7 protein-coding genes are annotated in these 8,491 nt (G+C 42.4%); 5 read left to right on the forward strand and 2 right to left on the reverse strand.

Going from position 1 to position 8,491, the window contains the following annotated elements; genetic code table 11:
- The first annotated feature begins 245 nt into the window (after window positions 1-245).
- The 5 genes from Q8P28_03235 (at window position 246) to ispF (ending at window position 4,801) form a co-directional block, all read left to right on the forward strand.
- Window positions 246-1,970 (forward strand): tetratricopeptide repeat protein, encoded by a 1,725-nt coding sequence (locus Q8P28_03235; protein ID MDP2681809.1) that lies wholly within the window; start codon window positions 246-248, stop codon window positions 1,968-1,970.
- Between the two features lie 14 nt (window positions 1,971-1,984).
- Window positions 1,985-2,794 (forward strand): hypothetical protein, encoded by an 810-nt coding sequence (locus tag Q8P28_03240; protein ID MDP2681810.1) that lies wholly within the window; start codon window positions 1,985-1,987, stop codon window positions 2,792-2,794.
- A gap of 133 nt (window positions 2,795-2,927) precedes the next feature.
- Complete coding sequence (locus tag Q8P28_03245; protein ID MDP2681811.1) at window positions 2,928-3,416, forward strand: CarD family transcriptional regulator; 489 nt, start codon at window positions 2,928-2,930, stop codon at window positions 3,414-3,416.
- Between the two features lie 146 nt (window positions 3,417-3,562).
- On the forward strand, window positions 3,563-4,264 hold the full coding sequence (ispD, locus tag Q8P28_03250; GenBank protein MDP2681812.1) for a 2-C-methyl-D-erythritol 4-phosphate cytidylyltransferase: 702 nt from the start codon (window positions 3,563-3,565) through the stop codon (window positions 4,262-4,264).
- A gap of 45 nt (window positions 4,265-4,309) precedes the next feature.
- The gene (gene ispF, locus Q8P28_03255) at window positions 4,310-4,801 is read left to right on the forward strand and encodes a 2-C-methyl-D-erythritol 2,4-cyclodiphosphate synthase (protein ID MDP2681813.1); all 492 of its coding nucleotides are present in this window, start codon (window positions 4,310-4,312) and stop codon (window positions 4,799-4,801) included.
- A 23-nt stretch (window positions 4,802-4,824) separates the two neighbouring features.
- Here the strand turns inward: ispF and Q8P28_03260 are convergent, their stop codons facing one another.
- Both Q8P28_03260 and Q8P28_03265 read right to left on the reverse strand, forming a co-directional pair.
- Window positions 4,825-6,231, reverse strand: a complete 1,407-nt coding sequence (locus tag Q8P28_03260; GenBank protein MDP2681814.1) for a response regulator — start codon at window positions 6,229-6,231, stop codon at window positions 4,825-4,827.
- 30 nt (window positions 6,232-6,261) lie between these two features.
- Window positions 6,262-8,268, reverse strand: coding sequence for an ATP-binding protein (locus tag Q8P28_03265; protein MDP2681815.1), 2,007 nt, complete (start codon window positions 8,266-8,268; stop codon window positions 6,262-6,264).
- Window positions 8,269-8,491 lie beyond the last annotated feature (223 nt).

Raw genomic sequence — 8,491 nt, forward strand, 5'->3', positions numbered from 1 at the left:
TATCCTTACTGCCTGTGCATAATTCTCTATTGTGGCTCTTTGAGTCATGGGGTATCCTCCTTTTGTTTTGGTATTGGCTTACCATGGAGATACCCCTTTCTTGCTTCTGACACAAGAAATAATACATTACCGACTTATACAGGTAATTGACTATGTTGGAAGCATATGTTATCTTACTTGCACAAACCTAATACATAAGGTTTTTTCTATTGCCTGTAACCTAAAAATAACAGGGGGAGACAAAGATGTGTAATTCTAAAAGGTGGGGTGTCTCTTTATTTTTTTTATCAATAACCCTCATTTCCTGTACAGCAGCTAAAGAAAGGATTCTGCAGAAGGAGACGCCGGCAACCGCCCCAAAAACCTCTTCCCCAGAGACAGGAAACAGCTACTATCACTTTTCCCTTGCCCAATTGCTTGCGAATAAGGGAGATACAGATGGCGCTATAGAAGAATACAAAAAGGCTATTAAATTAGACCCAAAGGAGCCGGCGCTTTACATAGATATAGCCACCCTGTATATAAAAAAAGGCGATAATAACACGGCGCTTCTAAACCTTGAAAATGCTGTGAAGATTGCAAAGGATTATGCGCCCGCACATCTGCTTCTTGGGAATATTTATACTGCCCTTAAACGGGATGATGAGGCTGTTTTTGCCTATAAAACAGCCATCTCTCTTGAGCCGGAAAATCCAAAGGCATATATGTATCTTGGTATGTTATATGCGGAACACAAGAATTATGACCTTGCCATAGAAATATTTAAAAAACTTATCGGAATAAACCACGAATCAATTATGGGCTATTACTATCTGGCCAGGGTCGAGGCTGAAAGAGGCCGTTATACAGAGGCAGAGGATTATTACCTCAAGGCATTGGATATAAATCCTTCAATAGACATGATTCTTGTAGAACTTGGAATGGTGTATGAATTTGAGAAAAAGCTTGATAAGGCCATAGAGTCCTATCAAAAGGCGCTTAAGTTTCAACCCCGCAACACAAACTTAAGGAACAGGGTTGGTCAGCTTCTAATTCAACAGAACAAGCTTGATGAGGCCATTACAGAATTCAAGCAGATGGAAACATCCGGCAATGCAAGGCTTGACATTATGGCCAAGATAGGGCTGATATATTTTGAGCAAAAAAAGTATGATGAGGCCATTATACAATTCAGCCTGGCCCTGACAATTGATCAAAAGGCTCATAAGGTCAGGTATTATCTGGCTACCACATATGAAGAAAAGGGGGAGTTGGATAAGGCTCAGGAGGAATTTAAAAAGATCCCATCTGACAGCGAGATATTTGTGGATGCAAAGATACATCTTGCCTTTATGTATCAGAGGCAGGGACGTATTGACGATGCTGTAAAGGCCATAAAGGAGGCAATAGCAGCTACAAAGGGCACGGATATCGAGCTTTACAAGCTGCTTGCCTCTGTTTATAAGGAGGCCAGCCGTCTTGATGATGCTGTAAAGATAATACAGCAGGCGCTTCTTCTTGAACCTCAAAATGCAGAGCTGCATTTTACGGTTGGGGCGCTGTATGACGACGCAGGCCAGAAGGAAAAATCAATGGAGGAGATGAGGCTTGCAATAAAATTAAATCCAGACCATGCCAATGCGCTGAACTATCTTGGCTATACATATGCTGAATTAGGGATAAACCTGGAAGAGGCGTTGTCCCTGATTAAAAAGGCGCTTACTATAAAGCCTGAAAGCGGCCATATTATAGACAGCCTTGGCTGGGTTTATTATAAGATGGGCGAGATAGCCTTGGCTGTGCAGGAACTTGAACGCGCTATTAAGTATATGCCTGATGATCAGGTGGTGCTTGAGCATCTCGGCGATGCCTATCTGAAAAATGGGCTAAAGGATAAGGCCGCTCTAATCTATGAGAAGGCATTGAAGGTTGACCCCAAAAATACCAAACTCAAGGAAAAATTAGAGAGGCTTAAAAAAACTACGGATTAGGAAATAACACTCCGGTGGCAAGAAATAGAAAATATGGCAAACAATTACTGTTTATTGCTTACTGCTTATTTTTTTTGGCAGGATGCGCCTCTCTACCCCCCACTATCCCCCCCTTTGCTAAAGAGGGGGCAGGGGGGAGGTGCTTCGACCCTGCCTCCATTTCTTTACTGCAGAAAAAGTATGAGAATCTAAAAACTCTTAAAGGCACTGCGCTGGTAAAGATAGCCTCTAAACTTGTCCCCGCAGGTAGTAAGCAGGGAGATAACAGGGACATGGCCGGCAGAGCAGTTATTATCGTCAAGAGGCCTGACCAATTTCGGCTGGAGATACTTGGTCCCTTCAATCAAACTGTTTTTCTCATCACATATAATAAAAAAAATGTATCTCTGTTTTCATTTCAGGAAAATAAGGTATATAGGGATTACCCCCTGCCTGTAGAGGCTTCCCTGTTTCCTCAATATCTTTCAGGACTGCCTGCCGCAGGGGTCGGAAACCGAGAAATAAATAATCTGAGCCAAACTCTGTCTAACGGCCGGTGTGTTTATACAAACTCAGGAGATGAACAGATATTGATAAATCACGAAGGTAATATTGAGGAGATAACTTTGCCGGGTACAAGGGGCGATATTTATCCGATAAAGGTGTCAATGGATTCCTATAAAGAAATAGACGGCTTTAATTTTCCATTTGTAATATCTTTAAATAATAAAAAGGCCAATATTCTTATAAGATATGATCATATAGAACCAAACCAGGATATTCCAGACGATTTGTTTAATCTACCTGAAAAGCGAGAGGTAGAGGATATGCCTTCACTTCCTTAAAAATTTCTGACTTTAGCGGATTATTATGCTATACTTAGAAATATTTATATCAGGTTTGTCCGGGGGATAATCGGTTTTTGGGGTTCAAAATCAATAAAGAGCTGCTTAAAATCTAATCGAGAGGAGAAAAATGATGTTTAAGATTGGAGACACAGCAGTATATCCCGGTCACGGGGTAGGGAATATTGAATCCATTGAAGCCAGGGAAATATCAGGCGGCGCAATCCAGAGATTTTATATCCTAAGGGTACTGGGGAGCGGCGCTACAATTATGGTGCCAGTGAATAATGAAAAGACGGTTGGCCTTAGAAGGGTAGTAAATAAGGATACTGTGTTAAAGGTATATGCGGTTCTAAAAGAGCGCAGTGATATGCCCGCAGATAAACAGACATGGAACAGGAGATACCGCGAATATATGGAAAAGGTTAAGACAGGTTGTGTTATGGAAGTGGCAAAGGTTTTTAGAGATCTTTATCTTCTGAAAACAGACAAGGAGCTTTCCTTTGGCGAACGACGTATGCTGGACACTACCAAAAACCTTCTTGTAAAAGAACTTTCAATAGCCAGAAGGTGGACAGAAGAAAGAATAGAGGCTGAGCTACATAAAATTATGAATGTATGACAGCAAGTTTATTGATAAGGAGTTGTTTCTTACATTCATCTCTGTGGCAAATTACGAGTTAAAAACGGAGATTGGAGATCGGGGCCGGGGACTGGTAAAAAACAAGTTTCTGGCTTTTTTGTTTTTTGAGAAGGAGCAAGAATTAGGTGAAAACAATTGCTATTATCACAGCAGCCGGCAAAGGTAAAAGAATGGGTTCAGGAATAAAAAAGCCCTATATAATCCTTGGCGGCAAACCCCTTTTGGCGCATGCTGTTTTACCATTTGAGCAGAGCAATACCATAAACTCAATCATTATATTAACAGCCAAAGGCGATGAAGATTTTTGTTCAAAAAAAATAGTAAAAAGATTTGGATTTAAAAAGGTGATAAAGATTATAAATGGGGGAAAAGAAAGGCAGGATTCTGTAATGTCAGGCATTATGGCAGCGGGTAATGGCTGGGACATGGTTGTAGTGCATGATGGTGTCCGGCCGTTTGTTACAAAAGAGATAATAGAAAAGATAGTAAAATCAGCCGATAGATACGGGGCAGCGATTTTAGCGGCGCCTGTAAAAGACACTATAAAGCAGACGTCTTCAGGATTTGTGAAAAAAACCATTAAAAGAGATGAATTATGGGCTGTCCAGACCCCGCAGGCATTCAGATTTGATATGCTTAAAAGGGCGCATGAGTTTGCCAAAAAGCAGGGTTTTATCGGGACAGATGACAGTATTTTAGTTGAAAGGCTTGGCTGTAAAGTGGCAATAACAAACGGTTCATATGACAATATAAAGATAACAACACCGGAAGATTTGATGTTGGGAGAGGCGATACTTAAAAGCAAGAAAAAACAGGTTAAGGTTTAGGTTAAGCATTTCTCAACCTCATCCTTAATCTCAACCTGTAAATTTATGAGGATTGGTTTTGGTTACGATATCCATAGGCTTATAAAAGGCAGAAGACTCATAATCGGAGGGGTGGAGATACCTTTTTCAAGAGGTCTTCTGGGGCATTCTGACGCTGATGTTCTTCTGCATGCAATATGCGACGGCTTACTTGGCGCAATAGCAGAAGGCGACATAGGGAAACATTTTCCAAACAATGACAAGAGATATAAAGATATATCCAGCCTTAAGCTTCTTGCAAGGGTTTCCGATATGATGAAGGATAAAGGCTATTCAATCGGAAACATAGATTCTACAATCATTGCCCAAAAACCCCGCCTTGCCGAATATATTCCTGGTATGATAAAAAATATAGCCGCAACCCTTGGCTGTAATCCATCCCTGATAAATGTAAAAGCTACTACCTCTGAAGGCCTCGGTTTTACCGGCACAGGCAAAGGCATGGCTGCCTATGCCTCTGTGTTGATAAAGAAGACAAAGCGTTTAGCTCATAGCTGATAGCAACTACTATGAGCTATCAGCTATATTATCCCACGTCTGCTTAATATCTTTATAAATACGTTTACCACCTCAGGATCAAACTGGCTGCCGGCCATCCTCTTAAGCTCTTCTACTGCCTCGGTTGCAGGGATCGCCTTTCTGTAGGGCCTTATGGATGTCATTGCCTCGAATGCGTCGGCCGCCGCAATAATCCTGGCGCCTATAATCTCCTCGCTATTGCCGGAGAACTCTTCTTTTAGCCCCTCGTCAAACCTGTTATGGTGGTATCTTACGATCCTGGCCACATTTGCAAGACCGTCCATGCTCTCCAATATCTTGCTGCCTATATCAGGGTGCTTTTTCATGATACGGCATTCGTCTTCTGATAAAGGGCCGTTTTTTAGCAGGATGTTGTCCGGGATACCTATCTTTCCTATGTCGTGCATGAGCGCGGCCCTGTATATGGTTTCTATAGCCTGGCCGGAGACCCCAATTTCCTCTGCGATAGATTTGGAATATTCCGCCATGCGGATTGCATGGCCTGCGGTATAAGGGTCTCTCGCCTCTATAGCGGACGCCAATGTTGCTATTATTCCTGTATATGAGCTTTTTACCCTTTCATACAGCATGGCGTTTTCTATTGCAATGCCGGCCTGACCGCACAGGATAGAAAGCATTTCAATATCTGAATTTATAAAAGGTTTTACTCCCGCCGGCTTTGCCAGATTAAGCACCCCGATGAGCCCGCCTTTGCTGAGTATCGGCACAGAAACGGCTGTTTTTGTCCGCTCATCCAGAAAAACCGGCTTCTTTTCCTTTGCCGCAAGACCTGCTATGCCTTCCCCAATCTTTATTCTTCCGTGATCTCCTTCTATTACCTTTCCGATAGACGCCTTTACGTTGAGAAATCCGTCGTTTCCGGCCAGCGCAAGCGATGCGCTTTCCGCAGACATGGACTTGGCCGCTTCTTCAACTATATTCTCGAAAAGCCTATTAATATGCACCTCGCTGAAGAGCCTCCTGTTGATCTCAAATAGAGGAAGAAATGCCTTTAACTTTATATTCTCTTTTATGATATTGCTCTTTCTGAGTGTGTCCTCAACTGTGTCTCTGAGTTCCTTCGGCGTGAACGGTTTCATTATAAAACCCTGCGCGCCGTGCTTTAATGATTCAATGGTGATTTCTATGGTTCCGTGGCCTGTGGTTACAATAACGGGAATGTCTGTAGAGATATCCTCTCTTATCTTTTTTATGAGGGTCATGCCGTCCATCCTGGGCATCCTAATGTCAGTAATTACCATATCAAAGTCGCCGGCCTTAAGCTTTTTAAGGCCTTCTTCCCCGTCATGCGCTGTTGTTATCCTGTAATTAACCGTCCCTAATATCTCAGAAGAGAGATTGAGGATTACAGGTTCATCGTCTATAATTAAAATGTTTTCGTTTGACATATACCTCCTTTAATTTAGGGTTTCGGATTTCTAAGCAATCGGCAGTTTAATGGTAAATATGCTTCCCTTGCCATGCTCGCTTTTTACCTCTATCTCTCCTCCGTGTCTTTCTATTATTCCATGACTTACCGATAGCCCCAGTCCTGCCCCATTTGTTTCATGTTTTGTTGTAAAGAGCGGATCAAATATCTTATGGATTATATCCTTTGGGATGCCGGCTCCTGTATCATGGATATGTATCTTTATCCATCCGTTTCCTTCCTCTACCGCTGCTTTTAAAATTCCGCCGTTCGGCATTGCATAGAGAGCGTTGTTAAATATATTGAGCAGCGCCTGCTTTATCTGGTTTATGTCTATGGACACCATCGGCATATGCGGGGCATATTCTTCAACTATCTCCACATTTGCAACCTTTGCCAGATGCCTGATTAAATTCAGGGTGTCCTTTGTCACATCTGCTGCGCAGCAATTATACCGTCTTGGTTCGGTCTGCCGCGCAAAGTCCAGGAGGTTTCTCACAATATATCTTATCCGCATGGTCTCATCATAGATGATCTTTAATTTTTCTCTGTTCGGGTCAGTATCAGGCGCATTTTCCAGCATAATAGCCGTATATGACAATATGGCTGTGAGCGGATTGTTTATCTCATGGGCCACATTGGTTGACAACTCGCCAAGAGAGGCAAGCCGGGCAGAGCGGATAAGCTGGTCCTGCGTGCGCTCTATTTCTTCCAACTGTTTTTTTAACTGCCCATAGAGCTGAGAGTTTTCGACAGCCGTGCCCATCTGGTTTCCTATAGAGTAAAAGAGTTCTACCTCATCTGTTGTAAAGGGATGCGCCATGCGGGAGGTTATATTCATAACCCCGAGGGTTCTTGTCTTTGATCGCAGCGGAATGCTGGCAAAGGCCTTAAAACCTTCTTCAAATACAGCGCCCCTTGAAATCCTGTGGTCGCCAGAGATATCTTCCTCTATAATGGCTTCTCCCGATAGGGCCACTTTACCTGCAAGACCTTCCCCGGGCTTAAGAAAGTCAATCTTTTGTATAAAACTATCCTCTACGCCGGCGTGGGCGGAAACCTTAAGCGCAGAACCATCTTCTGACAAAAGGAATATCCAGCCTGCCTCCATATTAGTCAGCTTCAATATCTCCTTCAGGCCATCATTGAGTGTTTCCTTAAGATCAAGCGACTGGTTTACCGTAGAGGCTACTGTATTTAACGCGGAAAGCTCCTTGACATGTTGCATAATTTCATTGTCTTTTTTATTAAGCGCAGACACCATATTATTAAAGGATGACGCCAGCTCGCCTATTTCGTCATTTGAATTTATATTAATCCCTTCGTAAGCGCCGCCCCTTTCTATGGACTCCACGGCTTCTTTTAAACGAAAAAGTGGCCCAGTTACCCGTTTTGTCAACAGGTATGTGAGGATAAGGGAGAATACAAGGAAGATAATGGTTATAGATATGCTTGTCCAGATGATATTCTTTACGCGGGCATCCACCCCTTTTGTGGAGATGCCAAGACGGACTATGCCGATGACCTTTGTCCCTTCTGTAACTATATCCTCTCCTTTAAAACCACCTGATAAAACAACAGTCGCCCAGAATTCATAGATATGACCTCTATCCTGCCATGATTGAGTTTTCCCTGCCTGTGCTACGGCAGACAAGTCTATCTGTTTTTTTATCTCTTCCGTTATAGGCGGGACACTAATCCCTTTTTTGCTTGAATAGTTAAAGATGGGCTTTAAGTTAAGGCTATATACCGCAGCATATACCACATCACCCTCTGTATCAATGTGTTGCATGACGGCATTTTTCAGAAAGTCCGTATCCTCTGTAAAGACGCTTAATTGAATATCATGGGCAATGTTTCTTGATAATTTAAGCCCGCTGCTAACGAGTTCCTGTTTTAAAAGCCTTTCCTGCTGATAGATTACTACCGCTGTGAAGGATATGGACAGCATCAATACCAATAAGGCTGTCAGCCAGAAGACCCTTGCCCTAAAGCTGTAAAAGGTTTCTTTGAGCATAGAATTTACCTGTACTTCTTGAGTTAAATAGTAGTATGAAATATTGGAATAGTCAATTTGATTTGCAATGTAAAATTTTTATCGGTAATGTCAATTATTATGTGTCAGTAAGAAAGGGGTATTAGTTCCCTCCTTTTTGTTTTCATAGGTAAATACAGCATACAGTATTCTTTCCATACTCGTTCTGTCGCTGAACACACCCATAGGTCTTGTCCTTCTCCTT

Source organism: Deltaproteobacteria bacterium (assembly GCA_030690165.1).
Taxonomy (GTDB): Bacteria; Desulfobacterota; GWC2-55-46; order UBA9637; family UBA9637; genus JACRNJ01.